This is a genomic window from Sphingobium sp. SCG-1 (assembly GCF_002953135.1).
Lineage (GTDB): Bacteria > Pseudomonadota > Alphaproteobacteria > Sphingomonadales > Sphingomonadaceae > Sphingobium.
Window position 1 is genome coordinate 1,883,748 of sequence record NZ_CP026372.1, and the last position, 26,244, is coordinate 1,909,991.

The window sequence follows — 26,244 nt, forward strand, 5'->3', positions numbered from 1 at the left end:
TTATGCGGATCATGACGGAATGGCATGAGCTCGAAGAGCGGCATCCATCCTACTCCCGCAAGTAATGGACTTAGATCCACTTACATCCCAAGGGAGAGGAAATATGCGAAAGTATTTGCTGAAATCGGTCGGTATCGATCGGACGGCCGGTCGCGGAGCTCACACCGCGCTTGCCGTAATTATGTGTTCAATCGCTGTTGTTACAGGTGCCCAAGATGCCTTCGCCCAACAGCCAGCCGAGGCACCGGCACAGCAAGCCGACGTGGACGATATTGTCGTCACCGCGCAGAAGCGCGCGGAAAACGTTCAGGATGTTCCCATCTCGATCATGGCTTTCGGCGGCGAGCAGCTCAAGCAGTCAGGCGTTAAGGAACTGTCCGACATTGCTCGCGTCGTACCTGGCCTTTCCTTCAACCGAGGCGGGCAGATCGCAAATGTGCGCCTCAACATTCGCGGCGTAGGGGCGCAGACGGGCACCTCCGTCGAGCCGTCGGTCGCCACCTTCATCGACGACGTCTATATCCCGCGCCCCGGCTCGGTCATCGGCCACTTCTTCGATGTGGGCTCCATCGAGGTGCTTCGCGGGCCGCAAGGGACGTTGTTCGGCCGTAACGCCAGCGTGGGCGCACTCAACATTCACAGCAATCAGCCGACAGACAACCTCGAAGGGGAAGTAGCGCTGCAGGGCGGCAGCTTCGACACCTACGAAGCGACCGGCGTCCTTAATGTTCCGGTAAAGGAGGGCTTCTCCCTGCGCGCGGCAGGCCTCCTTTCGACGACCGATGGCTTTGCGCGCTCCACGATCACGGGGCCATTCGGCAAGCTGCGTACCTATGCCGGTCGCCTGATGGCGAAAATCGAACCGGTCGATAATTTGACGTGGCTGCTTCGCGGGGATTACACGCGCAATACCGGCGATGGCGCAATCCCGGTGGAGGTGAAGCCCGATACCGTGACGGCCGCGGGCGCAGCGAACTTCGCACGCGTTCTGGGCGGCGTCGTGCCGGACCTCACCAATCCTTTTGACCATGTAGTCAACCAGGTCGGGGGAGGTGCGCTGACAAGTCGGCAGTATGGTTTGACGAGCGACCTGAGCTTCGACTTCGGTGACGGCTTCACCGCTCGCCTGATCAATTCCAATCGCAACTGGTGGCAGGTGCAGGACGAGAGGGATGTCGTGCTCACGCCGCGAGAGTTGGCCGGACGTCGTTCAACCTTCGATTCCAATAGCTGGACGCACGAGCTGCAACTCATCTCTCCCAAGGACAAGTTGCTCGATGGGCGACTGGACTTCGTGGCCGGCATCTACCTGCTCCATGAGGATCTGCGGCTTGATGAGACCTATGTATTCGGGGCTGACTGGTGCAGCTATGCGGTTGCCGCAGCGCGGCCGGCGCTGGTCGCCTCTTGCCGCGCCGCACCGGGCGATCCTGGAACCTATTTTGATTTCCACCAAACAACGAAGAGCATCGCCGGCTATGCACAGGCGACCCTCGCCGTCACTGATACTCTCGATCTGACGCTAGGCGGGCGTTACACGCGCGATCGCAAGACGGGAACTTTTGTGCAGCTGGTTCAGAATCCCAGCGGCGTTCTTCTTCGCGCCGCGGAGAATAGCAATCTGCGGTTCTCGGATGGTCGCTTCACCTACAAGGTCAATCTGTCCTACAAGCCGACCGACGATGTTTTGATCTTCGCGAACTATTCCACGGGATTCAAGTCGGGTGGTTTCAATTCGGCGGGCTCGTCGGTCATACTGAACCAGACGCGCATCTTCAATTCCGAGACGGTCAAGAATATGGAGCTGGGCACGAAGCTCACGCTCGCAAATGGCATCGCGACGTTGAATGCTACGGCTTATCGCATGGATATCGATGATTTCCAGGACCGGGCTTTCGACGGGGTGGGATACCGGGTCTTCAATGCAGCCTCGCTGCGCCAGCAGGGCGTGGAGCTGGAAGCGACGGTGAGGCCGACCAATGGCCTGCGCCTCAACGGCTCCGTCGCCTACCTCGATTCCGCGTTCTTGAGCTATCCCAACGCGTCCGGGCTTCCGGGCTTTGGGGGGACACAGGATCTGAAAGGAAAGCCGAACAACTATTCGCCAAAATGGCAGGGTTCTGTCGGTATACAATATGACAGCGCGATCGGAGATTCGGCCTATGCTCTGACGGCACGCACGGACATGAGCTTTGTCTCCGATAGCAATGTCGGGGCCGTGACAGACAACAATCCCCAATCCATTCAAAAGGGCTATCAGCTTGTCGGCGCGCGCGTGACGCTCCATGGTCCCAATGACCGCTGGTCGCTGGCCCTGTTCGGTGACAACCTCTTCGACAAGAACTATTTCAGCTATATCTACTCGCAGGGTCTCGACAGCGTCTTCGGTGTGCGTGACCGCACGACTGGCGGCACGCTGATGCGCGGTGTGGTCGGAATGCCCCGCACGCTGGGCCTGCGGTTCGAGTACCGGTACTGAAAGCGAGAGATGGGACCGGCACTATAGTGCGAACCGGCTCACCTAGGTCTTATCCAAGCCCGCAGGACGAACCTGCGGGCTTGGTTCGTTAGCGCTTCAGCGCGACAGAACACGATAGCGAAAACAGTTCGGGCACTTAAGTCGCGCAACGAAGCAACGAAGCTGACGGCGGCGTCACTCACCTGTGTGTCGCAGATCGCAGGCAACGGCCTGGTCTAGGGCGAAGCTGTCGTTCACACGCACGGCGCTAAAGGCCAAATTCCGACACGAAGGGACTCTTGTGTCCGCAGAAGCGGTACGGGGGTTTAGAGGGCCTCAAGGGTCGCCTCGATCCTCTCTCTTAGCCAAGGCTCACAATACCGTCCTGAACCAACAGGCCGATCTGTGCGGTCGAGAGCCCCATGACATCGGCGAGGATCTGTTCGCTATGCTCCCCAAGATGGGGAGCACGAGTGGGCTCAACGCGCGGTCTCTGCGGGATCGTGCCGGCTGCGCCGGGGGTCGGATAGCGCGTGCCCGTCAGGTGGTCCACCATCGACGATATCGGATTCTCGCCGATCCGAGGGTCCTGACGCAGCCCTTCGCTCAGACTGCGATAAGGGGCCCAGGTCACGCCGTTGTCCTCGAACGCCTCTGCCAAGGCCGCCAGAGGACGCTCTGCGATCGCCGCACCTACGATGGCATTGAGCGCCTCCCGGTGGTCGAAGCGCAGGCCCTCATCCTTCGCGAACGAAAGACCCAGGGCGGATTCCAGCGCCATGACCTTGTCAGTGATCGCAAGAGCAGCGAGCAATCCGTTCCATTGCTTCTGGCTGATCGCCGTGACCATGACCCGCGCGCCATCGGCCGCCGTGAAATCGCGCCCGAAAGCGCCATAAAGATCATTCCCATAGCGTGGTCGATCGCGCCCGGTGATATAGCTCTCGCCGACCTGTCCCAGGGCAGCGAGCGAAGACAGAGCGATATCCCCAAGCGGCACCTTCACCTCGCAACCTCCCGAGCCAGCATCGCGAGCCCGTTCGGCCGCAAGGAGCGCGAAGGCCGCATACAGGCCAGTCGCAAGGTCCCACGCCGGCAACACATGATTGACCGGCCTGTCGCTGTCCGCCGGTCCCGTCATGCCCGGAACCCCGACTGCAGCATTGACGGTATAGTCCAACGCGTTCCCACCGTCGGACCAACCCATGACGCGAACGGTGATCATGTCGGGCCGCTTTGCCTGTAAACGTTCATGCGATAGGAAGCTGTTCACCGGATAGTTGGTCACAAGCCGCCCAACCGTGGCCGCAAGATCCTGCGCAAGCTCCCGGCCCCGCGGCGAGCCGAGATTGATTGCGACAGACTTCTTTCCCTTGTTCAGGCCTTCCCAATAGTAGCTCGCGCCGTTTTCGGCGCGGGGCCAGCGGGTGAAGTCAGGTCCCCCGCCAATAGGGTCGAAGCGGATGACGTCGGCCCCCATCTGCTGAAGGTGAAGCGTCGCGCTGGGCGCCGCTACGAAAGAGGCGCCCTCCACGACCGTCAGGTTGCGCAGTAGATCATACATAAGCGGCGTTCACTCCATCGCTCATCACCAAGGATCAGGCCAGCGCGCCTCCGACGAGCGCCTTGATCTCGAGATAATCGGCGAAGCCATGCTCGCCCCACTCCCGCCCGTTTCCCGATTGCTTGTAGCCACCGAAGGGCGCGTTGAAGTCGAGGCTCGCGTCGTTGATCATCACCTGCCCGGTACGCAGTCTGGCAGCGACCTTGCGGACTGCGTCAACGTCTCTCCCTTGCACGCCGCCCGCGAGGCCATACGGACTGTCGTTCGCGATCTGGATCGCCTCATCGACGGTGTCATACGGAATGATCACCAGCACCGGTCCGAAAATCTCCTCCTTCGCGATCGTCATATCAGGCGTTACGTCGGAGAAAATGGTGGGCCTGACGTAGAAGCCCTTGTCGATCCCGGCGGGGCGATCGGCGCCCCCTGTCACCAGCGTTGCGCCCTCCTGGATACCCTTCTCTATATATCCCCGTACCTTGCGCCAGTGCGCTTCGGAGGCGAGCGGACCCATCTCGCCGCCGGCGCCCGACTGGCCGACCGGAATAGCTGCGGCGGCTTCGCCTGCGATCCGCGCCACCTCCGCCAAGTGCTCGCGCGGTGCCAGCATTCGAGTCAGGGCAGAACAGGTCTGGCCGGAGTTCAACATCGCGGCCGAGACCCCTGCCGGGACGACGGTTGCGAAGTCCGCGTCCGCAAGCAGGATGTTCGCCGACTTACCACCGAGTTCCTGCGTCACGCGTTTAACCGTCGCGGCAGCCGCCCGGGCCACCTCCACACCGGCGCGGGTGGATCCCGTGAACGAGACCATGTCGACTTGCGGATGACTGCTGATTGCCGCGCCGACAACGGGTCCGGTTCCGTCGACCAAATTGAAGACCCCGGCCGGCACGCCGGCTTCATGAAGGATTTCGGCCCAGATGTGGGCCGAGAACGGCGCCACCTCAGAAGGCTTCAGGACCATGGTGCAGCCTGTCGCGAGCGCCGGGATGACCTTCGCCGCGATCTGATTGATCGGCCAGTTCCAGGGAGTGATGAGACCGCAGACACCCACGGGCTCGCGGACGATCAGGGTCGACCCCTTGGCTTCTTCGAACGGGTAATGTTCCAGCGCCGCGATCGCCGTCTGGGTGTGGACCACCCCCAGCGCCGCCTGCATCGACTGGGCAAGCCATGCAGGAGCCCCCATCTCGTCGGTTATTGCCGCCGCAATATCGGGGATCCTGGCTTCCGCGACCTCAGCAACGCGCCGCAGCAGGCTCAGTCGCTCCTCACGGGTCGTCTGGCCGAAACTCTCGAACGCCCGCCGCGCTGCGGCGACAGCCAGGTCGACATCCTCGGCGCTGCCCAATGCGATTACGCCCGCGACGGACTCGGTCGTCGGGTTGATGACCTCCTCGCGCCCGGTGCCGATCGGCTCGACCCATTGTCCATCAATGTAGAATTTGGTGTAGTCGCGCATAGTCACTCTCCCCTGCCGGGATGCTAGCCGGATCCAGGCATGCCCACATTTCAAAACGATTTCGGTAGCCCGAGCACATGGGTAGCCACATGGCTCAGGATGAGGTTGGTCGAGATCGGCGCCACCTGGTAAAGGCGTGTCTCCCGGAATTTGCGCTCGACGTCATATTCTTCCGCGAAGCCGAACCCGCCATGCGTCTGGACGCACATGTCGGCGGCGAACCAGCTCGCCTCGGACGCCGCAAGCTTCGCCATGTTCGCCTGTGTGCCGCACGGCTGTCCGGCGTCGTACCGGCGCGCCGCATCCTCGACCATGAGATGAGCCGCGGTAAGCTGCACATGGGCGCGCGCGATCGGGAACTGGACGCCCTGGTTCTCACCGATTGGCCGTCCGAACACCTTGCGCTCACTGGCATAGGCAGAGGCTCGATCGACAAAGAAGCGGCCATCGCCGATACATTCCGAGGCGATCAGGATACGCTCGGCATTCATGCCGTCGAGAATGTAACGAAAGCCGTTGCCCTCCGCGCCGACGAGGTTCTCTGCGGGAACCTCCAGATCGTCGAAGAACAGCTCGGTGGTGGCATGGTTCAGCATCGTCCGGATGGGCCGAATGGTCAGGCCCTTGCCGATCGCGTCGCGCATATCGACAATGAGGACGGACATTCCATCGGAAGACCGCTGCACCGCATCGCGCGGCGTAGTTCGGACAAGCAGCACCATAAGATCGCTATGCTCGGCACGGCTGATCCAGATCTTCTGTCCATTGACGACATACCGGTCGCCTTCGCGGCGAGCATGGGTGGAAATGCGCGTCGTGTCGGTGCCCGCGCCAGGCTCGGTCACGCCGAACGCCTGGAGACGCAAGTCGCCTTTGGCGATGCCTGGGAGATAGCGGGCCTTCTGTTCCGCGCTGCCATGGCGAAGGATGGTTCCCATCGTGTACATCTGCGCGTGCGCTGCGCCGCCGTTGCAGCCGGACCGCTGGATTTCCTCCATGATCGCAATCGCAGCACCAAGACCGAGGCCGCTGCCGCCATATTCCTCGGGTATCAGTACCGAAAGGAAACCGGCCCGCGTGATCGCATCGACGAAAGCTGTCGGATAACTGCGATCTCGGTCCAACGCCTGCCAGTAGCTCCCCGGGAAGTCGGCACACAGACGGCGAACGGAGTCGCGAACTTCGGAAAAGCTCTGTTCCTCCATCGATTTCATTCAGCGATCAGGGTAGCGGGCCGAAAAATCGGCAGGATCATCCCGTTTGGCGCGGTGCGGTAGTCCGCTTCGACGGCCATCCCGATCTTGATGCGGTCGATGTCGGCCATGTCCATCGCGGCGGTCAGGCGCGGGCCTTCCTCGAGTTCAATCTGCGCGACGACATAGGGCGGATCGAAATCTTCGAAATACTTGCGCTGGACAACCACCCAGGTGGACAGCTTTCCGCGGCCGCTGGCGGTGATCCATTCGAGAGCGTCGGAAAAGCAGAGCGGGCAGACCGGGCTCGGGGGGAGATGATTATGGCCGCAAGCGGTGCAGTGCGGCACCTTGATCTCATGCTGCTCATACCCCTGCCACAGCGGAAGGCTGTCGGGCGACATCATAGGTTTCACGGTCATGCTTCATTCCCCAGAATGACGGAATCGCCCCAGATCGTGCCCCATTGGATGAGATCGGCTTGGCGCATCTGGCGTTCGCCCGCTTCGCCCCGCAATTGGCGGGCAGCCTCGGCAATCGAGTTCCAGCCGGCGACATGCGCCTCCGAAAGGAGGCCGCCGGACGTGTTGACCGGTAGCCTGCCGCCCGGAGCGATATTGCCGTCCCCGACAAACTTGTGAGCGGTGCCCGGCGCGCAATATCCGAAACGTTCCAGCACGCCCAGGACCAGCGGCGAAAAGGCGTCATAGGTGAAGAGGCCGTCGATCGCGTCATTGTCGACACCGGCCATCTCGAACACCTGGCGCGGTTGGCGCTCCTTGGGCCAGTCGGCAAGACCTTGCTGGGCGATGCCGAAGCCGCGCGGCGCAAAGATGAACTCGTCAGGCCCGCCGCGAATGCCCTGCATGCCGCGTATATAGATCGGCGGCTTCTTGAACTCCTTCGCCCGTTCGGCGCTTGTCACCAGCACAACGACGGCCCCGTCGTTGATCTGGGCGCAGTCGGCGCGGCGCAGCGGATCGATGATCAGCGGCTCGCGGGCGTAGGCGTCGGCATCGAACGGCTCGCGCCGAAGCGCGGCCGGGTTGCGCGCGGCATGCGCCCGCGAGGACATCACGACATCGCGCAGGATTTCGGTGCCCACACCATATTCGTGGAAATAGCGACGCGCGAACAACGCCGCGCCGCCCGACGGGCTCGTGAGGCCAAAGGCAGGGTCCTCTCCATGAGAGCCGCCGCCTTCGCGTAGCCCTTCATGATCGGCATCGCCGCCGAGAGCACCGCGGATCGACAGGAATTTTACGACCGTCACGCACGCGACCATGTCAGCGAGGCCGCAGGCCACCGCCAGCACGGCATTCTGCAGCGAGAGCGTGACGAAGCGCCCATGAAGCCAATATTGGGCGGCATGGCGCAGGTTGAGGCCCATCGCTTCGGCAAATCGATCATAATCGACGCCGAGGGGGGAGCCTGTATGGATCGAAATGCCGTCGACCATATCCCGCGTCGCACCGGCGTCATCGAGCGCGGCCCGAAGCGCCTGGGCGCCGAGCTTGAATGCCCCATCCGGAGAGTTTCGCGTGAACGGGCTGGCGCCGATGCCGACGATCGCGGCCTTGCTGCGGAGATCGATTGTCACGCTTAGCCTCCAAATCGTCCGACGGGCAGGCCGGGCACGGCCACCTCTGTTGCGAACAGGGCGCCGTCGATGTCCGGCTGGGCACCATCGTTCGGCGGCAGCGCGTGCGGCACCAAAGTGGTGATGTAGAGCGTCCTGAGATCCGCTCCGCCAAACGCTATGCTGCTGGGATAGCGGCTCGGCGTCTCGACAATGCTTTCGAGTTTGCCGTCGGGATCGTAGCGGCGGATGCAACCGGCGCCCGGCGCCGCGATCCACAGGAAGCCCTCGCTATCGGTAGCGCAGCCGTCTGGCCGGCTTACCCCATCTTCGAATTCAACGAAGACACGCCGATTGCCGACGGTACCGGCCTCTGCATCGAAGTCGTATGCGTAGACATTGGTAGGCGAGGAGTCGCAATGGTAGAGCGTCTTGTCGTCGGGACTCCAGGCAATTCCGTTCGAAATGCCATAGCCTTCACTCATCTTGTGAACGGAAAGGTCCGGGTCGACCCGGAACAGGCCGCCGACCGTATTCTGCAGATGTTTGTCGAGCGTCCCGACCCAGAAGCGGCCGCGGCTGTCGCATTTGCCGTCATTGAAACGCTCCTTGTCGAACGCCACGACATCGGGAATATGGCTCGACACCTCCCTTCCGACCTCGTTGAGAAGCGCTATCTTGCGCCGGAAGGCGACAAGCCGCCCGCCGTTTTCGCGCAGCGCGAAGCTGCCAGGATAATCTTCGACGGTGAGTTCCTCGCGCTCACTGCCGTCAGGCTTGCATGACAACAGCTTCTTGCCGGTCACATTTATCCAAAGGAATGTGCCGGTGCGCTCGTCCCAGGTCGGGCACTCACCAAGATGATCCAGTTGGGGGGTGACCCGCCTCATGCCGTCCGCTCTCCTCGTGATTCTTCGTCTCAATGACACAGAGACTGTCGGCGAGGCTCGATCGGAACCAATGCCGTGACGCTATCACCGCAATGGCAGGTCGGCATGGACATACCGGCGACAGGCTTTGTGACCGGCGGAAAGTTCGCAGAGTATATCAATCGGGCATTTCGACGATTACGCAATTCAATTGCGGATCGCGCGTCGGGCGGCACTAATATTTTGCTCAAATGCCCTCGCGCGAAGCGCCTTCCTGCCCCGGATTCTCTTGCGCGCTTCGCGAGGCTTTTGAACGTCCGCCGTTCGGGCGGATCAATACCCGTAGAGGATAAAGACCTGGTGGCAGCGGAACTATTCAAGCTCGACGGCCCGAAAAGGCCCAGCGAATTCGGCCGGATCATCCCGCCTGACAATGAGTGGATCGCCACTCAGCCCTTTGAAGCCATTCTTTTCCCCGCACTCGAGATCATCGATGCCCATCACCACCTCTGGGACCATCCCGGCTTTCGCTATCTCGTGCCGGAGTTCGCTGCCGATATGGAAGGTCATAATGTCGTCGCGACCATCTTCGCCGAATGTCATTCCATGTACCGCGCCGAGGGGCCACCCCAGCTCAGGCATGTCGGTGAGACCGAATTCGTTATCGGGCAGCAGGCCTATGCTGCAAGCGGTCAATATGGCCATGCCCATATCGCCGCCGGGATCATCGGGCATGCGGACCTCAGGCTGGGCGCTGGTGTCGAAGAAGCGTTGAACGCCCACATCGCCGTCGCGCATGACCGCTTCAAGGGCATCCGCTATTCGGCGAACTATGACCCGAGCGACGCCATCATGGGAAGCCCGAGTGACGACCGCCCCGGGGTGCTGGCGGACCCCAAGATCCGCGAGGGCCTCAAGACGCTTGCTCAAATGGGGCTCAGCTTCGACTGCTGGGTCTTTTTCCATCAGCTTGACGAGGTCGTTGCACTGGCGCGTGCAATCCCGGAGCTGAACATCATTCTCAACCACTGCGGCGGACCGCTGGGTTATGGGCCTTATGCAAGCAATCGAGACGAACATTATCGGTTGTGGAGCGAGGGTATGCAGCGTGTTGCCCTCGAACCCAATGTCAGTTGCAAGGTAGGCGGCATCATGGGCCGCGGTGCGGCCTATGACTATATCCATGCCGAGACGCCGCCGGATTCGCAGACACTCGCCGACCTATGGCGGCCGTGGTTCGAACCGACGATCGAATGGTTCGGCGCAGACCGCTGTATGTTCGAGAGCAATTATCCGCTCGAGAAAATGGGCACCAGCTATCGGACTCTTTACAACTGCTTCAAGCGCATCGCCTCCAACGCGTCCGTTTCCGAGCGCGAAGCGCTGTTTGCGGGCACTGCTCGCAACATATATCGGATGTAAGCGCACACCTGCGCGTTCATTAGGGATTGCAGCAAAACGCGCCGGGGGGCCTCACTAGCATGGGATTTCTGCGCGCCCAGCACCCTTGACGCTGGGGAAACCTCTGCTCGCCAAGTACCGGCTGGCTGAGAAACTGACGCTTCAGCGCATCTGGTACGTGCCGCTCATCAATACCGAGCCGTTATTGCAGTCATGGCGGGTCAGCATGATTATTCGACCATCAGCTCGACTAGCCTGCTGCATGTAAGCTTGGGTCCAGCCGACGCGTCGGAGCCGGGCAAAAACCGTCAAAATCGACAAAGGAACGGGAGAGGGATGACCCAAGGAGGCAGCGAACCAGACAAGCGGCAGTGCCGGAGGGTCCGGTCCGCTTCGCCCGCGATCCTTCTGCCTGGCAACCCCAGGCACAGCGCGGCTGGCCATCGGCCACCTGAAGCCAGCTTCTCCTTTTTCTTCGCCCTTTCGTTTGCTGGAGTCACTTGTGAAAAAAACCACTAGCCGCACATTGTCCTCTCTTATTGAGGAACTGGCCGTCAACTGTGGCGATCGTCCCGCGGTCTCCTATCAGGCCGAAACGCGCAGTTTCGCCGAGTTTCGTGACCTGGCCCGCCGTTGCGGCAAGGCCCTTCATGCCACGGGCGTGAAGAAGGGCGACACGATCGGTCTACTCATGGGCAATAGCATCGAATGGCTCGTAGTAGCGATGGGCGCCCAATATGTTGGTGCGACGTTGGTCGCCCTGAACACATGGTATACCGATCGCGAGCTATCCTATGTCATGGGGCATGGCGACGTTACCGTGCTGGTTACAGCCGCGCGGTTTCTGAAGAGCGATTATGTCCCGCTGCTCGAAAGATTGAAGCCTTGGGAAGTGAGCTTTCCGCTTCTGCGCCAGATCGTGGTGTCCGGCGGCGAACCAGGGGAAGGCATGGTCAGCTATGAGACATTTCTCGCAGGTGGTGACGCCATCTCCGACGCGCAGCTGGACGAACTTGCAGCCGCAGTAACGCCGGACGATATTGCCTATATCCTCTACACTTCAGGTTCGACCTCCCATCCCAAAGGCGTCATGCTCGCGCATCGTGGCTTGATCGAGAATATGCACGCGATCGGCGCGAGGCTCGACTTCACGGAGGAGGATACGCTCTTCCTGCCGGTCTCCCTGTTTTGGGGTATGGGCTGCGAGAATGGTCTGTTCGCGGCATGGACGCACGCGACGCACATTGTCCTCCAGCATCATTTCGACGTCGACGAGGCCATCGCGCTCATGTCGCAGCACCGCTGCACAGCGCTTTACGGCACTGCCAACATCATCCAGGCCATCGTCGATCATCCCGAACGCGAAAAATACGACCTCTCGCGACTTGAGAAGGGTTGCACAGGTGGAACGCCGGAGCAGATCCGCAGGATCATCGAAACCTTCATGCCCAAGGCCTGCCACGCTTATGGCATGACCGAGACCTATGGCTTCATGACCGTTGCCGACGGCGTACAGGACAGCATCGCCAAGCGCGCCGAATCCTATGGTCGACCGTTGCCAGGCATGGAAATCAAGGTCATCGACAGCGAGACTGGACAGCCGCTCCCCGTCGGCGAAACCGGAGAGGTCCGCGTGCGCGGTTATGTCATGGTCGGCTATTACAAGGCACCCGAACAAACCGCCGCTGCCGTCGATGCTGATGGCTATCTTATCACCGGCGACCGTGGCCATTTTGATGACGACGGCTACTTCTACTTCCGTGGCCGTATCAAGGAAATGCTCAAGACGGGCGGCCTGAACGTATCGCCGCTCGAAGTGGAGGAAGTATTGCGCGCCCATGCCAATGTAGAGGACGCCTTCGTTACTGGCCTTCCCGACAAATTGCGCGAGGAGATCGTCGCTGCCGTGGTCGTTCCGAAAGAGGGTTGCACCCTCTCCGAGCCGCTGCTGGTCGAGCATTGCCGCTCGATGCTCGCAGCGTTCAAGGTCCCCCGCCGGATCGTGATCAGCCAGGCGAAGGATGTTCCCCTGACGACTACGGGAAAGGTTCATAAAGCCAAGCTCGCTGCAATGTTTCCCAGCGAGGCGGCGGGGTCGTGAGCCCGGTAACAGCCAGTGCGCCCGGGAGCGAGAGCGGCCAGGTTGAGGCGAGGACAGCAATGTCACCGGCCGCCTATGCGATGTTCGTCCTCTTTTTCGTCAACCTCGTAGGCTATCTCGACCGCCAGATTCTCAGTCTGCTGGTTCAGCCGATTAAGGAGTCGCTCCATATCAGCGATGGGCTCATCGGACTCTTGCAGGGAGCGGCCTTCGTCGTCACCTTCGCGATCGCCGGGCTTTATATTGGCCGCCTGGTCGACCGGAACAATCGCCGTAACCTGCTGCTCGTCTGCGTCCTGATATGGACGATCGGTGCGGCCGCGGGCGGCTTTGCGCAATCTGCCTGGCAACTCTTTGTAGCGAGAATGGCGGTTGGGGCCGGTGAAGCGGCCCTCATCCCTTGCGCGATCTCACTGATCAGTGACTTCTATCCCAGTCACCAGCGCGGCAGGGCTCTTGGCCTCTTCAGCATGGGCATTTATTGCGGCGCCGGCTTGTCGCTCGTTCTCGTTGGTTTCGCCATGCCTTCGGTCATCGATCTCTCAGGCCGGCTGGCGGCCAGCGGTATCGAGATCGCTCCCTGGCGACTGATCCTCGTTCTCCTGCTCGTTCCCGGCATCCTCGCCTGCCTGCTGCTCTCGACGGTCGCCGAGCCGTCTCGTGATCCAGCGTGTCAGGCGAACCGGTCCGAAAGCCATTCCGGCATTCGCGACTGGCTTCAGCGCGCGCGCGTTTATCTGCCTCATCATGTAGGGTGGGCCTTTGCCAATGTCTGCCAATACGCGATCGCCGGCTGGTTTCCGACCGTGCTGATCCGCGAACATGGGTATGATGCCAAGGCTGCCGGGCTCACCTATGGTACGCTCATGGTAGTGGTCGGCATCAGCAGCGCCTACCTTGGCGGCCGCCTTGCAGATCGTCTCGCGCGCGCGGGCGGACCCCTCCGCCGACTCTATCTAGCCCCGATTACCGCGGCGATCGGAGGAGCAGGCTTCCTCCTCCTTGCAACCGCCCACCAGATACCAGTCATTCTTGCTGGAGCGGCCATGGTGGCCAGTGGTCTCGGCATCATGATGGTCGTCGGCCTGACCTCACTTTCCGAACTCACGCCGCCAGCCTCGCGTGGTCAGATCACATCGATCTTCCTCGTGATCATCACGGTGATCGGAACGGCCGGGGGTCCTGCTGCGGTCGGCTATGGCAACGATTTCTTCGGCGGGGCGAGCGTTCCGCTCAGTCGTGTCCTTGGTATCGTCGGCATGACGGGCGCCTGTGTCTCGATCCTGCTGGTGCTCGTCGCGATCGCCCAAATCCGGCGCTTTCCCCATCTCGTAGAATTTCGCGCTGCCGATCAACCATAAGAAGAAAGGGGGAGCCGAGCATGAAGCCCGGTTCCTCGATGGCAGTCGGTCGCTAGATGTTCACACCACCGGCTGGACGCTCAGGCTGCGCCTGCAAGAGCCAACGTCGGGAAACGCGTCGCTCCGCCATCGTCGCCACTTTGATAGAGCGTGGCTGGCCCGAGGATCGGCATCGCCGCGACCGCTGGAGCCATGTCCCGGATTTTCGCAATCAAGGCAGCCGTCTTCGTGTCCTGCAGCAGGACCGTGCGGGTGACGATGCTCACGACGCGCCGGATCTCCGGCTTGACGTCCATAGCGACGAGTCCGCCCTCCTGCTCGAGTGCATGAAAGCCAGCCTGCGGCATCAACGTGTAGCCCAGTCCGCGGCGAACCGTCTCGCAGATCGTCGAGGCACCATCGATTTCGAGTGCGGGATGGAACTGCATCTTTTCGCGCGCAAAGGCCGCTTCGGCCAGACGCCGCAGTGCATGATGCTGGGTTGGCATAATCATCGGTAGCGCAGCGATATCCTTGATCGTCGCAGCCGGCTTGCGGAACAGCAACGATTTCGCCGCCGACGCAGGCCCAACCAGCCTCAGCCTTTCGATCCACAATGGGATGATGGTCAAATCGGCGTGGTCGTGGCTCGGGGAATCGACAACCGCCAGATCGAGCTGTTCACTCAAAAGACCATCGGTAATGCTGCGACTCACATTCTCGATGACATGCAGCGAAACGTCAGGATAGGCCTGCTTGAAATCGACGATCAGGTCGGGGACCATCAGCGTCGTGAGCGGATACTGCATGGCGAAATGGAGACTACCTGTGACCCGCTCAGCAAAGCCCGAGACCTCGCGACGGATATCGTCCAGCTCATTTTCAAGATGGGTCGTCCGCTTCATCAGCGAAAGACCGGCAGGGGTTGGTGTAACGCCGCGGGTAGTTCGACGCAGAAGCTGCACGCCGAGATCATGCTCAAGCTTCTGGACCTGCCGCGTAAGCGCCGGCTGGGCTATACGAAGATGAGCGGCAGCCTTGCACATAGTCCCGCAATGCACAATCGCGCGAAAATAGCGCAATTCCTTCAGGTCCATCAGGGTATCCTCCGCATTCTCGTTTTGTTTTATAATAGAGTATCCGTCGCGCCCGGTAAACTGCCAAGCATTCCGTTCGGCAAAACGGCAGATTTCAGGGTGGTTGTCAGTCGAACTGCCCGAGGATGCGCTCGGCCCTCAGAACCACCGGCAGGTCGATCATCCTGCCTTGAAAGCTGATGGCGCCCCGATTGCCCCGGTCTTGCGAGCGCCAGGCCGCAACAATCCCCCGGGCTTCCTCCACAGCATCCTGGGATGGCGTGAAGCTGCGGTTGATCACAGCGACCTGGATTGGATGGATGCACAGTCCACCGGAGGCGCCAAAGCCGCGTGCAGTCGCAACGGCCGCCCCGAAGCCCGCTTCGTTACGAAACGCCGCGATCGAGAAGGGGATTGCGAAGCAAGACTTGCCATATGCAGCCGCCGCGAGAGCCGTCAGGCGGCAAGGGAGATCGAGACAGTTCGGCGTCGGTTCGACACCCATTGCGAGGGAGAAATCCTCCGATCCGAATGCGAGGCCGATGCTGCGCGGAATCGCCGCAAGGGCGTGCAGCATCGGGAGTGCCGATGGTGATTCGATCAAGGGCAGGAGGCCGACAATGGCACCCTGAGCGCCTCGATCCTCCCGGGCGGCGATCTCATCGGAGAGCGCTGCCAACGTGCCTGCGTTGTCTGCTTTCGGGACCATGATCGCGTCCGGGCTGCAAGCGACAGCCGCATCCAGGTCTGACATCATGTGATCGGCATCGATCCGCACCACGACGGCCTTGCCGCTGGCAGCGATCATCCTGGAAGCATGGCCAAGACCCTGACGCGCGATGACCTTTCGCTCGGGCGCTACGCCGTCCTCCAGATCGAGAATGACGGCGTCCGCCTCGCTTCGAGCCGGTTTCTCGATGCGTGCGATGTTGTCACCTGGGACGAACAGCAGGGATCGCCAGCTCTGCCTCATGCGAGTGTCGCTTTTGCGGCCATGCACTCGGCGCCCTGATCATCCACGGTCCAGATCTCGACCTGACCATTGCCTTGCGACAGACGAAGTTCGAACGGTCCGCTCACGACAAGCGGACGGACGGCACGGAAGGAGAAGCTCTGAACGCGGGCGCCCGGAAAGCTGCGCAGCAAATGGTCCATCAGAAGCATGGCCTGAAAGGGGCCATGGACCAGCAAGCCGGTATAGCCTTCGATCTGGCGCGCATAGCTTTCGTCATAATGGATGCGGTGGGCGTTGAACGTCAGTGCGGAAAAGCGAAACAGCGCAGTGATATCGAGCGACACCGGCCGGGTCCGCTCCGACACCCGCATGGAAGCCTTGGCCTCGCGTCGCGCCGGGGCGTCGTTCAGATAGACAAGGTTCTGCCGCTCGCGGACATATTCTTCGCCATCGACGAGCAGGCTGTGGAGCAGCGTCACGAAGGTAAGCGGGCCCGCAGTGCCTTGTTTGGTCTCGACAGCCTCGACAACGCTGCGTTTGACTGCCCTCACCTCGAGCGGAACGGGGCGAAGGAATTCGAGGGAGCCGCCCGCCCACATCCGTCGAAGGGCAGGGACAGGCGGGAGAAAGCCACCCCGCTCGGGATGCCCGTCACGACTTAGCGTCGACTGCTTGTCTTCAGGCAGGAAGAATAGCCAGTGCGCAAGAGGCGGCAGCTCATCCGACGGCGAAGGGAGGTGATCGGCATCCAGCACGGCTGCTAGCCGCCGCAAAGGCGCTGCGGTCAAAAAATCGGTCACCTCGGCAAGCTCAGGCTTCCAGTCCGGGAAATTGGTGTCGGGCATAAATTCTTCTCTCAGCAAGATCCTGGGCGACCGGCCAGCGGTCGGGTCCTTGCTACGAGCGCAGCGGCCGACAGCCATGGCGTCAAAGTCTGCGCGCAATGTGAATACGCGCCAAGCCTATCTGTGCGAGCCGCTCGCGCAGCTGCAATAACTATCCAGCATTGCCGCAAGCGCGTCACTCTATGGCGGTCCTGACCGCTGACCCCCTATCATCTATCCTTCGTTCCGAGCGCGATATAAAATATAGACGAAGGGAGGGTGAGATGAGCAATCGATTCACAGTATCGAGGCATCATCCCATGTGGGCGCTTCCTGGCCCTCCGATGCTCGACGATGCTATCGGCTATTCCCCCAACTTACGGCACCACAGCTCACTGGAAAATTTGACAGAACAACCAGGTCGAATGGAGACGAAACTATGAAGATCGGAATAATCGGAGCGGGCTATATCGGACGAGCACTTGCCGAACTTGCATCGAACGCGGGATATGAAGTAATGATCAGCAATTCGCGCGGGCCTGACACGCTCAGCAGTATTGCCATGACGACACGGTCAACCGCCGGGACCGTGCAGGAAGCGGCAGCCTTCGGTGATATCGTCTTCATCGCCATCCCCTTCAAGCATCGCGGCCAGCTCAACCCGGCCGATTTCGCGGGCAAGATCGTTGGCGACGCGAACAACTATTATCCCCAGCGCGAAGGCAACATTCCCGAACTGGACAATCGCGAAACGACGACCAGCGAGATGATGCAGGCCCTTCTTCCCGGGGCCAAGGTCGTCAAGGCCTTCAATGCGATCCTCGCGCGCGATCTCGAGCGCGACGGCAAGCCTGCCGGTACGGCCGGTCGGCGGGCACTGCCGATTGCGGGCGACGATCCGGAAGCAAAGCGCCTCGTTGCCGAATTTCATGACAAGATCGGCTATGATGTCGTTGATGGCGGCACCCTGGCCGACAGTTGGCGGTTCGAACGCGCCAAGCCCGGCTACTGCAGGCCTCTCGATAAGAACGACATGGTAGCCGCTCTGGCGGCTGCCGAACGTGACAAGGAAGTCGCGGAAGGGTCCTGGCGCCCCTGATCGACCAGGACGCGGATGCGATTGCTGGCGCTTTCGCATCCGCGCCATTCGAGGCCGCGCTCCCGCACGCCCTCCGCCGGACATGCCGGCAATTTCATGTGCGATCAGGCAGCGGCTACGAGGCCGCCGTCGAGAGGCAGGATATGCCCTGTCACATAGGCTCCCGCGCGGGAGCATAGAAACAGGATCGCGCCACTCAGGTCCTCCGCCGACCCAAGGCGCTTGATGGGCTGGGCGCTCAGCAGATCATCCTTCCGATCCCGCAAGATCGTACGATTGAGGTTGGTTTCGAACCAACCCGGCGCGATGGTGTTGACCGAGATCCGGTGGTCCGCCAGGCCTACGGCAAGAACCCTCGTCATGTGATTGAGCGCGGCCTTCGAGACATTATAGGCAACCGACGAGGCTTTGGCTGTCATGCCCCGTGCCGAGCTGATCATGACGACGCTGGACCACTCCGCGCCATCGGGCTGTCGCGAGAGCAACGGCAGCAAGGCTTTCACCAGAAAGAATGGTGCCTTGGCATTGAGATCGAGAACCTTGTCCCATCCATGTTCCGGGAATTCATCGATGGCGGACACCCAACTCGTGCCGGCATTGTTGACGAGGATATCGAGCCGTTCCTCGCGACCGCCCAGCTCGCGCCGAACATGTTCGATACCCTCCAAGGTTGAGATATCCGCAGCGATCGCCGTGGCGCCTGTAGCCCCGGCGGCTTCCTCGAGCTTCTCAGCATTGCGCCCGCAGATATAGACGCGCGCGCCATTCGCCGTCAGGCATTGCGCGATCATCAGGCCAATGCCGCTGCCGCCGCCGGTGATCAGCGCGACCTTTCCCGCCACCGCGAACAGGTTCTCCGGCGCATATCCGGTCATGGCGTCATGCAGGTTCCGCACGCCAGCCATCACCGGCCCGCAAGATCCGTACGCTGGTCGGATCGGGGAAGTGCGTGCCGAGCAAAAGATCGCCGGTTCCCTCGCACTGGGCGAACAGGTCGCGCCTCGACTGCCGCGCCTGCGCCTTGTCCGTGTCGACGTGGCTGCAGGCATCCACTTCGGCAACCTGAATCGGGTGATGGATCATGTCGCCTGTAATGATGGCGCGTTGACCTTGAGACTCGATGATAACCGCGCAATGCCCCGGCGTGTGACCGGGCGTTGGCGACAGGCGGACTTCATCACACAGCTTGTGATCGGACACGACGAGGAGATGAAGGCCGGCATCGACAATGGGTTTCACCGAATCCTGGTACGTCGCCTCCTGATCGCCCATCCTGTCCTCGATGGCGTGCGCATATTCTGTGCGCTCGAACAGGTAGCGCGCATTGGGGAAGGTCGGCACCCAGGCCCCTTCAACGAACCGGGTATTCCAGCCGACATGATCGACATGGAGATGCGTGCACATGACGACATCGATCTGCTCAGGCGTGAAGCCCGCGTCACCCAGTCGCTCCAGAAAGGGCTCGTTGCGCATGTTGTAGAGTGCTCCACCGCGCGGCTTGTCGTTGCCGATGCAGGTGTCCACGATGATCGTCCTCCCGCCGGCCTCGATGACGAAAGCCTGCACATTTATCAGCACCTTGCCATCGTCGGTCGCAAAAAAAGGGCGGAGCCAGTCATGTTTCAGCACCGTCTCGGTATCGGTGTCGAGGATCGCTCCGACCGGCAATTCCAGTGGACCGATCTCAATGACGCGTGTAATGCGGACCTGGCCGAGTTGCCATGTCTTGCTCGCCATCAATTCTCCCGCCGAGGCCATCGGGTCCGCTCTCCTGATAATATCTGTCGTGTCGAGGAAGCACACTAGCCGCCTGTTCCTCCCATGGTCATGCCCATGCACGCTTGCGGCCATAGGGCGATTATATTGCTCTTGACCTGCCGAAACGGACATTCTCGCAATGAGAGGTTCCCCTTGGATAAGATGTATTCCCCGTTCGACATATTCCAATGGCTCCCGTCAGAGGTCTGTCAACAATTCGAAGCCGAGGCCGTGTTGCGGCGGTTCCGCCGCGGAGAGCAAATCTACAACCAGGGTGACCATGGCGACAGCATGTTCCGGGTCGTCTCGGGCGCTGTGCGCCTGTCCGCTACCCGGATCGACGGCCGGCAGTTCATGTACCTGTTGTTCGAACCCGGCGATTGCTTCGGCGCCAGCAGCTGCATCGACAATGGGCCGCGTCCGCATCTGGCGGAAGCGGCGGAGGACACTGAACTCCAGCTTCTCCGCAAAGCCGGATTCAACCGCATCCGGGAACGCCATCGCGCCTTCGACGATGCCATAATGCGCCTTTTGTCTGGCCATATGCGCCTCCTGAGCGGGTTCCTTGCCGACGCTCATCTATCCGACCTCTCCGCCCGGATAGCGGGCCGGATTCTGTCGATGGCAAGAAGTTTCGGGGTGCAGGACGAAAATGGCGTCCATCTCTCGATCCGCATCACGCAAGGCGAACTCGCGCTGATGGTTGGCGGCGCGCGGCAGTCGGTCAACAAAATACTGCAGCAGCTCGATGAGCAGGGGATCGTGAGCAACCGCTCGGGTCGCCTGACGGTCCATTCCTTCGATGAACTTCGTCTTCGTGCCCGAGAGGAGCGAGATGAAGTCGCCTAGGTGACAGCGGCGGCTTTCCAGTAGTGATAGTTGGCCTCGCGAGGAGAATTCTGATGGCTGAAACCCGCGCACATGAAACCAGCGAAGCGATCACGCTCGACGACAAGTGGACGGCGGAACGCGGCCGCGTTGTCATCAACGGTGCCCAGGCCATCGCTCGGGTTTTGCTGACCCAGAAAGAACGTGACCGTCGGCAGGGCCTCAATACCGCTGGCTATATTTCCGGATATCGCGGCTCTCCGCTTGGCAATGTCGACAACGCCCTATGGGCGGTCGGCGACCGCCTGCAGCCGAACGACATCCTCTTCCACCCCGGCGTCAACGAAGACATGGCCGCAACCGCCGTGCGTGGCACCCAGCAGCTCGATGCGGTTTCCGGGCCTCGCTTCGATGGCGTGTTCGCTGCCTGGTACGGCAAGGGACCGGGCGTCGATCGTTCCGGCGACGCGTTCAAGCACGGCAATTATGCCGGCGTTCACCGCAACGGCGGTGTCCTGGTGTTCTACGGTGACGACCATGCGGGGAAATCCTCGACCGTATGCCATCACAGCGAACAGGCGATCGCCGCCAGCGCGATCCCGTCCCTTTATCCGTCCAATGCCGAAGAGCTGCTGGAATATGGGCTGATCGGCTATGCCCTGTCGCGCTACACAGGGCTCTGGGTCGGCATCAAATGCGTGAATGAAGTTGCCGAACAGACCACGACCGTCGATCTCGCCTGTATCGACAAAGCACCTGTCCTGCCGCCGCGCGCGGATGACGTGAACATCCATATCGAACATGGGGCCTATAATCCGCTGCGCGAGGAACAGGTCGTTGTCGAGCATCGCCTGCCGCTCGTGCATGCGTTCGTCCGCGCGAATCGGCTTGACCGGATCACATTCGGATCAGCAGAAGCAAGCCTCGGGATCGTAACGGCTGGCAAATCGCACGAAGATGTCCGCGCGGCCCTCTCGCTGCTGCAGATCGATGACGCGCGTGCAGCGGCTCTCGGGATCGCGGTCTATAAGGTGGGCTGTATCTGGCCGCTTGAGCAGACCGGGTTTCGCGAATTCGCCACAGGCAAACAGGAGCTGTTTGTCGTCGAGGAAAAGGCAAGCTTTCTGGAGGACCAGGCTGCCGTAGCGTTGATAAACTCGGATAAGCGGCCCAGGCTTGTCGGAAAGCGGAGCGAAACCGGCGAAGTGCTGCTGTCGAGCGTCACGTCGCTTGATCCAGTCATGGTCGCACGCGCCATCGTGGCACGGCTCCAAGCCCTCGATCTTTGTGATGCCGCGCTCGCCGCCGCTGCTCGCAGTCTACCGGCGCCACTGGTCATTCCAGGCGACGTTCTTGCGCCGAAGCGGTCACCCTATTTCTGTTCGGGCTGCCCGCACAACCGTTCGACCCGGATTCCCGACGGCAGCATGAGCATGACTGGCATCGGTTGCCACACCATGGTCAACTTCTTCCGCCCGGACATGGCGCTTTTGCCGACGCAGATGGGCGGAGAGGGCGGCAACTGGATTGGCCTCGCGCCCTTCACCGACACGAAGCACATCTTCCAGAATTTGGGCGATGGCACCTACTATCATTCCGGTCTGCTCGCCATCCGGGCCGCCGTCGCGTCGAAGGTGAACATCACCTACAAGATCCTCTATAACGATGCCGTGGCGATGACAGGCGGCCAGCCTGTCGACGGGCCGATCTCGGTGGCGGAAATTGCCGCCCAGGTCCGCGCCGAAGGGGTCAATCGCATTGTCCTGCTGAGCGACGATCCCTCACGACACTCTGCGTCCGACATGCCGGCAGGCGTCACGATCGATCACCGCGACAAGCTTGATACCGTCCAGCGCGAACTGCGTGACACGCCGGGCTGCACGGTGCTGATCTACGAACAGACCTGCGCTGCCGAGAAGCGCCGGCGCCGCAAGCGGGGGACGTTTCCCGACCCTGCGAAGCGCCTCTTCATCAGCAAGGCGGTCTGCGAAGGCTGCGGTGACTGCTCCGCCCAGTCGACCTGCGTCAGCCTGGTGCCCGTCGAGACGCCGCTGGGTCGCAAGCGGGCTATCGACCAGTCGAGCTGCAACAAGGACTATAGCTGCCGCGACGGCTTCTGCCCGTCCTTCATCACGATCCGCGGTGCGGAGCCCCGCAAGCCTGCCGCCCTCGACGTCGATGCACAACGCCTCGCGGCGCTGCCCGCGCCGTCTATCGCTCCGTTGGGCGCTGATGGCTTCAATATGATGGTCGCCGGGATCGGCGGGACCGGAGTCGTGACCGTGGGTGCCCTGATCGGCATGGCCGCCCATATCGAAGGCAAGGTGATGTCGCTGTTCGACATGACGGGCCTCAGCCAGAAGAATGGCGCCGTCTACAGCCATGTTCGCATCGCCGCCCATCCCTCTCAGCTCACGACCCAGCGTCTCGCGCAGGAATCGGCCGATCTTCTCCTCGCGTTCGACATCGTCGCGGGCCTGGGGCCGGAGTCGGTTCAGACGCTGAAAACGGGCCGCACGCAGGCAATCGCCAATTCCGATGTCACGGCGACCGTTGCCTTCCAATTCGATCGCAACGCCCAGCTCGACAAGTTCGTCATGCAGGGGAAGCTCAAGCGCATGATCGGCTCAGACCGGCTTGAAACTGTCGACGCATCCGCGCTTGCCTTGGCGGTTCTGGGTGACACGATCGGTGCCAATCTTTTCCTGGTGGGCGTAGCCGCGCAGAAGGGACTGTTGCCCGTCGGCATCGACGCGATCGAACGCGCCGTGCGGTTGAACGGCGTTGCCGTTTCGTTCAATCTTCGTGCGCTCCGCCTCGGCCGTCTGTTCGCCGTGGACCCCGACTATGTGACCGGCCTCGCGGCCTCGACCGAAAGCGAGTCCGTGGCGATCCCGGCGACCCTCGACGAGATCATCGCACACCGCGCCAACCATCTTGCAGCCTATCAGAATGCCGTACTTGCAGAGCGCTACCGCGCGCTCGTCAATTGGGTTCGCAATCGGGAAGCCCAGGTCGCGCCAGGCGCGGATCAGCTTGGCCAGGCGGTGGCGCGAACATACGCTAAGCTGCTTGCCTATAAGGATGAATATGAAGTCGCGCGGCTGCTTTCCTCGCCCACGCTGCAAGATGAACTGAAGCGGACGTTCGCCGATGGCGGAAAGCTAAGCTTCAACCTTGCACCCCCGATATTCGGGGGAAAGCCGATCAACGGGCGGCCTCCCAAGAGGGAGTTCGGCGCATGGATGCTTCACGCGTTCAAACTGCTCGCGAGGTTGCGTGGCCTGCGCGGCACGGCGTTCGATCCCTTTGGTCGGACGGCCGAGCGCAAAATGGAGCGTGACCTCATCGTGGAATATGAGGCCCTGGTGCAACGCGTCTGTGGTCAGTTGACGGCCGAAAATCACGGCAAGGCGGTGGCACTGCTAAATCTCGCGGACATGATTCGCGGTTTCGGCCCGGTCAAGGAAGCCGCGGTCCAACTCTACCGCAAGGAGATCGCGGATATGGAGGCGACATTCGTAAATGGACCGGGCGAGGCGCCATCGACGACCAAAGTCCAGACGGTGCTCGCGTGATACCCTCTTCTTCTATGGAGGCCGTTGCGGGTCTCGTCGAAGAGCTTGTCAGGATCGTAGGCCCTGCACATGTCCTTACCGGTGAGGACGTCCGTCAGCGTTGGGACGGCTATCCGCCGACCGCGCCGATGGAAGCCGCCTGCATCGTACGGCCTGCCGATACAGCGCAAGTCGCCGCCATCCTCGCTTATTGCGACGCACATGGCTTAAAGGTGGTCCCACAGGGCGGGCGCACCGGCTTGGTCGGCGGCGCGAGGACGACCTCTGGCGACGTGGCGCTGTCGCTGGAGCGGATGCGCGCGATTTCACCGGTCGACGTTCACGGATCGACGATTGAGGTGGAAGCCGGCGTCCCGCTCGAAGCGGTTCAGGAGGCTGCTAGCGCTGCGGGCTTCTATTACCCGGTGGATCTCGGAGCGCGCGGTTCCGCGACGATCGGCGGAACCATCGCAACAAACGCGGGCGGCAACAGCGTCCTGCGCTATGGCATGACGCGCGAGCAAGTGCTCGGGCTCGAGGCTGTACTCGCAAATGGCACTGTGCTCAGTTCGATGAATAAGCTCATCAAAAACAATACTGGTTACGACCTGAAGCAGATGTTCGTCGGCTCCGAAGGGACGCTCGGCATCATCACACGCGCCATCCTTCGACTGCGCCCGGACCCCGGAACCAAGGCCACCGCCTTCGTGGGCCTTGCCGGATTTGACCAGGTCTTGGCGTTGCTGGAGCATGCGCTATCGGCGTCCGATGGGGCCCTTAGCAGCTTCGAGGTGATGTGGCCGTCCTTCGTGGATTACGTAGTCGAGGAAGGGCGGCATCAGCTTCCGCTGATGGAGAAGCACAGCTTTTACGTCCTGCTTGAGATTGTTTCTCACCGGTCCGAAACCTTGCTCGACGACGTGATGGCGAGCGCATGGGAGAGGGGCATCGTCGCTGACGCGGCGATCTCGCGAAGTGTTGCCCAATCTGACGCCTTCTGGGCGCTACGCGACGATATCGACGCCATGATCGCCGCGCTCAGTCCCGTCTTCCTCTATGACATCAGTCTTCCGCAGTCCCACATGGCGACCTATGTCGAAGAGCTATCGCTGGCGCTCACCGGCCGTTGGTCAGGAGCCCGGCTCGCCGTCTTCGGACATATCGCCGACGGAAATCTTCATGTGTGTGTCCACACGGGCTGCCCCGACGATCATGATGAAGTCGACCATCTGGTCTATGCCCCGCTTACGGGTTGTTGCGGGAGCATCTCCGCCGAACATGGCATCGGCATTGAAAAGCGCGCACATTTGGGCATATCCCGATCGCGCATAGAAATCGACGTCATGCGACAATTAAAGACAGTGCTTGATCCGCGCGGGACGCTCAATCACGGGAAGATCTTCTCGTGAGCGGGATTGATCGCGGCCGAGGCCGCTTTTCTCGCTGATGGGCGATCCGCGGCCACGGCAATCCCACCAGCTCAGCATCTCCTCGTTATGCTGGGCGTCGAGCAGCAGTTGCCGTAGGGGGCAATATCGGCGCCGCGCGCGACATCCTGCCGGTAAACGATGCCGCCCACTCCGCCGGAGAGTTCTGGCTTCGCCTCGATTCCCGGCTGCGCCGTGGTCAGATAGGCGAGGCCAACCCGAATCTCCGCATTGGCGCTGGAAGGTCACGACTTGCGAGCGACTTGCGCACTCCTCGTTCCGCAGAGTAACCGACGCGCTGTACTCCTGCTTGGCAGCGACCGAGTGGGTTCAACTCAGTAGTGACGCGACACTTCTGATAGAGGCCGCGGAGGACTACGCTGTGCTGGCGCGAGGCGCGCTGGCGATAACGCAGACTGCGATGGCTTGGAAAAGCTGCCCGCCCAGGCTTGCCACCGCCTGCGGCACGAGGGCAACTTGTCGAAGATCGTCAACCCGAACAATGCCGATGCGGTAACCTACACTTGGTTGGGATCAGCTATCCCGCCCTGCCCGGCAAACAGACAAGCTTTGCCTATAACGGCCTCAGTCGTCGTATCTCGATCGCCAAGATACCCTCTGGGGGTGGAAGTGGTGTCGCGGTTCCTACGTCTGGTGTGGTCCGGAAATCTGTCAGGCGCGTGACGCCGGCAATGTGCCGACAAGGCAATATCTAGCTGAGGGCGAATATGTACCAGGATCACCGGGACAGCC

At 61.5% G+C, this 26,244-nt stretch carries 19 protein-coding genes and 1 pseudogene; 9 read left to right on the forward strand and 11 right to left on the reverse strand.

All coding sequences use genetic code 11. The annotated features are described in order from the left end of the window. Positions 1–103: 103 nt before the first annotated feature. Positions 104–2,479 carry a TonB-dependent receptor gene (locus C1T17_RS08660; RefSeq protein WP_189338553.1) on the forward strand — a complete coding sequence of 792 codons (2,376 nt, stop codon included), beginning with the start codon at positions 104–106 and terminating at the stop codon, positions 2,477–2,479. A 340-nt stretch (positions 2,480–2,819) separates the two neighbouring features. Here the strand turns inward: C1T17_RS08660 and C1T17_RS08665 are convergent, their stop codons facing one another. Genes C1T17_RS08665 through C1T17_RS08690 form a run of 6 tightly spaced genes read right to left on the reverse strand, consistent with a single transcriptional unit; the run spans position 2,820 to position 9,146 of the window. Continuing rightward, positions 2,820–4,022, reverse strand: coding sequence for a CoA transferase (locus tag C1T17_RS08665; protein ID WP_104953105.1), 1,203 nt, complete (start codon positions 4,020–4,022; stop codon positions 2,820–2,822). Positions 4,023–4,056: 34 nt separating this feature from the next. Beyond that, complete coding sequence (locus C1T17_RS08670; protein ID WP_104953106.1) at positions 4,057–5,484, reverse strand: aldehyde dehydrogenase family protein; 1,428 nt, start codon at positions 5,482–5,484, stop codon at positions 4,057–4,059. A 50-nt stretch (positions 5,485–5,534) separates the two neighbouring features. Further along, positions 5,535–6,698: an acyl-CoA dehydrogenase family protein gene (locus C1T17_RS08675; RefSeq protein WP_104953107.1), complete on the reverse strand. Its 1,164-nt coding sequence runs from the start codon at positions 6,696–6,698 to the stop codon at positions 5,535–5,537. Continuing rightward, positions 6,695–7,084, reverse strand: a complete 390-nt coding sequence (locus tag C1T17_RS08680; RefSeq protein WP_189338554.1) for a Zn-ribbon domain-containing OB-fold protein — start codon at positions 7,082–7,084, stop codon at positions 6,695–6,697. The genes C1T17_RS08675 and C1T17_RS08680 overlap by 4 nt, the downstream gene beginning before the upstream one ends. An 11-nt stretch (positions 7,085–7,095) precedes the next feature. Then, a complete protein-coding gene (locus C1T17_RS08685; RefSeq protein ID WP_104953109.1) occupies positions 7,096–8,277 on the reverse strand; it encodes a thiolase C-terminal domain-containing protein in 1,182 nt (393 codons plus the stop codon). Positions 8,278–8,279: 2 nt separating this feature from the next. Beyond that, the gene (locus C1T17_RS08690) at positions 8,280–9,146 is read right to left on the reverse strand and encodes an SMP-30/gluconolactonase/LRE family protein (protein ID WP_104953110.1); all 867 of its coding nucleotides are present in this window, start codon (positions 9,144–9,146) and stop codon (positions 8,280–8,282) included. 339 nt (positions 9,147–9,485) lie between these two features. Here C1T17_RS08690 and C1T17_RS08695 point away from each other — a divergent pair, with 339 nt between their 5' ends. From C1T17_RS08695 to C1T17_RS08705, 3 genes are all read left to right on the forward strand, one after another. Next, positions 9,486–10,547, forward strand: coding sequence for an amidohydrolase family protein (locus tag C1T17_RS08695; protein WP_223262868.1), 1,062 nt, complete (start codon positions 9,486–9,488; stop codon positions 10,545–10,547). A gap of 481 nt (positions 10,548–11,028) precedes the next feature. Next, positions 11,029–12,627: a class I adenylate-forming enzyme family protein gene (locus C1T17_RS08700; protein WP_145958978.1), complete on the forward strand. Its 1,599-nt coding sequence runs from the start codon at positions 11,029–11,031 to the stop codon at positions 12,625–12,627. Positions 12,628–12,686: 59 nt separating this feature from the next. After that, positions 12,687–13,988, forward strand: a complete 1,302-nt coding sequence (locus C1T17_RS08705) for an MFS transporter (protein ID WP_104953112.1) — start codon at positions 12,687–12,689, stop codon at positions 13,986–13,988. Between the two features lie 80 nt (positions 13,989–14,068). Here the strand turns inward: C1T17_RS08705 and C1T17_RS08710 are convergent, their stop codons facing one another. The 3 genes from C1T17_RS08710 to C1T17_RS08720 form a co-directional block, all read right to left on the reverse strand. After that, the gene (locus tag C1T17_RS08710) at positions 14,069–15,064 is read right to left on the reverse strand and encodes a LysR family transcriptional regulator (RefSeq protein WP_104953113.1); all 996 of its coding nucleotides are present in this window, start codon (positions 15,062–15,064) and stop codon (positions 14,069–14,071) included. 106 nt (positions 15,065–15,170) lie between these two features. Next, positions 15,171–16,016, reverse strand: a complete 846-nt coding sequence (locus C1T17_RS08715; protein WP_104953114.1) for an HpcH/HpaI aldolase/citrate lyase family protein — start codon at positions 16,014–16,016, stop codon at positions 15,171–15,173. Next, positions 16,013–16,843 (reverse strand): acyl-CoA dehydrogenase, encoded by an 831-nt coding sequence (locus tag C1T17_RS08720; RefSeq protein ID WP_104953115.1) that lies wholly within the window; start codon positions 16,841–16,843, stop codon positions 16,013–16,015. Before C1T17_RS08720 ends, C1T17_RS08715 begins: the two co-directional genes overlap by 4 nt. Before the next feature lie 301 nt (positions 16,844–17,144). Between C1T17_RS08720 and C1T17_RS08725 the strand changes: the two genes are divergently transcribed. Then, complete coding sequence (locus C1T17_RS08725) at positions 17,145–17,921, forward strand: NADPH-dependent F420 reductase (RefSeq protein ID WP_104953116.1); 777 nt, start codon at positions 17,145–17,147, stop codon at positions 17,919–17,921. Positions 17,922–18,025: 104 nt separating this feature from the next. Here the strand turns inward: C1T17_RS08725 and C1T17_RS08730 are convergent, their stop codons facing one another. Then, positions 18,026–18,826: an SDR family oxidoreductase gene (locus C1T17_RS08730; protein ID WP_189338555.1), complete on the reverse strand. Its 801-nt coding sequence runs from the start codon at positions 18,824–18,826 to the stop codon at positions 18,026–18,028. Then, a complete protein-coding gene (locus C1T17_RS08735) occupies positions 18,801–19,679 on the reverse strand; it encodes an MBL fold metallo-hydrolase (RefSeq protein WP_189338556.1) in 879 nt (292 codons plus the stop codon). Before C1T17_RS08735 ends, C1T17_RS08730 begins: the two co-directional genes overlap by 26 nt. A gap of 291 nt (positions 19,680–19,970) precedes the next feature. Here C1T17_RS08735 and C1T17_RS21905 point away from each other — a divergent pair. The 4 genes and pseudogenes from C1T17_RS21905 to C1T17_RS08750 form a co-directional block, all read left to right on the forward strand. Beyond that, positions 19,971–20,120 (forward strand): annotated as a pseudogene (locus C1T17_RS21905) (cyclic nucleotide-binding domain-containing protein); the annotation flags it as partial. A 102-nt stretch (positions 20,121–20,222) separates the two neighbouring features. Further along, entirely contained in the window at positions 20,223–20,528 is a 306-nt protein-coding gene (locus C1T17_RS21645; protein ID WP_223262919.1) for a helix-turn-helix domain-containing protein, read from the forward strand. A gap of 53 nt (positions 20,529–20,581) precedes the next feature. Beyond that, complete coding sequence (locus C1T17_RS08745) at positions 20,582–24,085, forward strand: indolepyruvate ferredoxin oxidoreductase family protein (protein ID WP_104953120.1); 3,504 nt, start codon at positions 20,582–20,584, stop codon at positions 24,083–24,085. Beyond that, positions 24,082–25,473 (forward strand): FAD-binding oxidoreductase, encoded by a 1,392-nt coding sequence (locus tag C1T17_RS08750; protein WP_223262869.1) that lies wholly within the window; start codon positions 24,082–24,084, stop codon positions 25,471–25,473. The genes C1T17_RS08745 and C1T17_RS08750 overlap by 4 nt, the downstream gene beginning before the upstream one ends. Positions 25,474–26,244 lie beyond the last annotated feature (771 nt).